This is a genomic window from Mesorhizobium sp. P5_C1 (assembly GCF_054049815.1).
Genome location: NZ_JBFULQ010000728.1, coordinates 1 through 2,260 on the forward strand (window position 1 = coordinate 1; position 2,260 = coordinate 2,260).

At 59.5% G+C, this 2,260-nt stretch carries 1 protein-coding gene; it reads left to right on the forward strand.

Annotated features, from left to right (window positions below):
* The coding region (locus ACXJ7R_RS30475) for an SDR family NAD(P)-dependent oxidoreductase (protein ID WP_457155058.1) at positions 1-1,937 on the forward strand (1,937 nt) is incomplete at its 5' end.
* Positions 1,938-2,260: the final 323 nt, after the last annotated feature.

Consider the following 2,260-nt stretch of genomic DNA (forward strand, 5'->3'; position numbering starts at 1 on the left):
CCTTCATCATGGTCCAGGACGTCGTTATGGTCCTGGTCGCCGTGGCGCTCAGCCTTGTGCTTTCGCGGTCGAATCTTTCGTTCGATCCGCTCTCCAACCAGGGTTTGGGAACCTGGGGGGGCATTGTCGTCATCAGCCATCTCCTGTTTAGATATTGTGGTCTCTACAAGACCGTCTGGCGCTTCGCTTCGACGCCCGACTTTTTCAATATCCTGAAGAGCTGCGCGATTTTGACGTTGGCTCTGTACGCCACGTCCATGCTGGCTCGTTCTTTCCAGCCTGTGCAGGGGCTCAACGAGCGTCAGTTCATCGTCTTCTTCCTCGTCTCTTTCACGATCATATCGGCGCCCCGGCTGTTCTACCGCTTCCTGCGTGACGGCGCGAGCTGGGGCATTCTGAGCACCAAGACCGGCAAGACGCAGGCCAAGCAGGCGTTGTTCGTTGGCCGGCTCGGCGAAGCCGACCTGATCATTCGGTTCACGCGCACGGCGGAGCCGGCGGACTATTCCATCGCCGGGATCATGGCGACCGAGCGCGGCGTACAATTGGGCACGCGGATTCAAGGCGTTCCCGTGGTCGCGACCCGGCCGCGGCTGATCGACGTCCTGGAAGACTATGCGACAGGCACCGAAAGCCTGGACTTGCTGATTTTCGGCAGTGGCGCCGAGCACGAGATCGAGGAGTATTCGGAACTCGTCCGCGTCGCCCGGCATGGCGACATAAGTGTGGTGCAGTTCTCCGGTCTTTCGGAACTGGAACAGCAGGGAAAACTGGTTCTCGACGCGGTCGAGATGGAAACGATCCTACGCCGCCCGACAGTGCCTTCCGATGTCGAGCGTATCGGGACCTTTATTGGCGGCAAGCGCGTTCTGGTGACGGGCGGTGCCGGGTCGATCGGCCGAACGTTGGTCAAACGGTCGTTGGAACTGGGGGCGGAGGCGGTGCTCGTCGCCGACAACTCCGAGTTCGGCATCTTCCAGTTGAGCCAGTACATTGACGAGAAGGACCATGACCGCCTCAAGGTCCGCATCGTCGATGTCGCGGATCGGCGCCAGATAACGCGTGTCGTCACGGAATTCAGACCGGACATCGTCTTTCACGCCGCGGCGCTCAAGCATGTTCCGCTGCTCGAGGAAARCTGGGATTCGGCCATCCAGACCAATGTCTTCGGCACGCTTGTCTGTGCCGAAGTCGCCGCCGAATGCGGGGTTGCCCAGTTTGTCCTGATATCGAGCGACAAGGCGGTGGATCCCTCATCGGTGCTTGGCGTGACAAAGCGGGCTGCCGAACAGATCATCAGCGCCTTGCATGGGCCCCCAGCCAGCGAGCCGGGCGCGCGTCGTTCGGTCACCAAGTTCGTGGCCGTTCGCTTCGGCAATGTCTTTGGCAGCAACGGTTCGGTGGCGACCATATTCCAGGCGCAGATCGAGGCCGGAGGGCCGGTCACCATCACGGACCGGCGCATGACACGCTATTTCATGACAGTGGCCGAAGCCGTCGATCTCGTCATCATGTCGGCCGCCGATGCCGCATCGCGGCAGAGCGGGGACGATTATGCCGTCTATATGCTCGACATGGGCAAGCCGGTGCCGATCCTTGAAGTGGCCGAAACAATGATCCGCCTGTCCGGAAAGAGCCCCTACACGGACATCCCGATCCGGTTCACCGGCATAAGGCCGGGCGAGAAACTCCACGAAATGCTGCATGGCGAGGATGAGGAACTCGTCGAACTCGGCATTTCGAAGATATTTGGCCTGAGCACGGATGTCGTGGAATGGTCGGATGTCCAGGCCGCGCTCACGGCGCTGCAGCAGTCGGTCAAGAACCAGGACAAGGATGCTGCGCTGGCCGTGCTGGCAGGCCTTGACCAGGCCAAGAAGGCCAGGGAGAGCATCCATCAGGCCGTGATCCCGAAAACGGCCCGCCAAGCGACCTAACCCGATCCAGAAGCGATCTTGATCGTGGATTGGACAAACCTAGAGCAATTCCAGGAAAAGTGTGAAAACGGTTTTCCGTCCGGAATTGCGTCAAAACAAAGAGATAGAGCAATTCCAGGAAAAGTGTGAAAACGGCTTTCCGTCCGGATTGCGTCGAAACAAGGAAATTGAGCGGTTCTGCGTTTGCGTGAAACGATGAGCCGCTCTAGCCATTCCCAGGCATTTGCAGGGTGTTTGAAGCTCGTGAGCAAAGAAGATCCGCGCATCGCAGTCCTGATGGGCACGAAAGACGGCGCCGCCTTCATCGATGAGCAACTGCAATC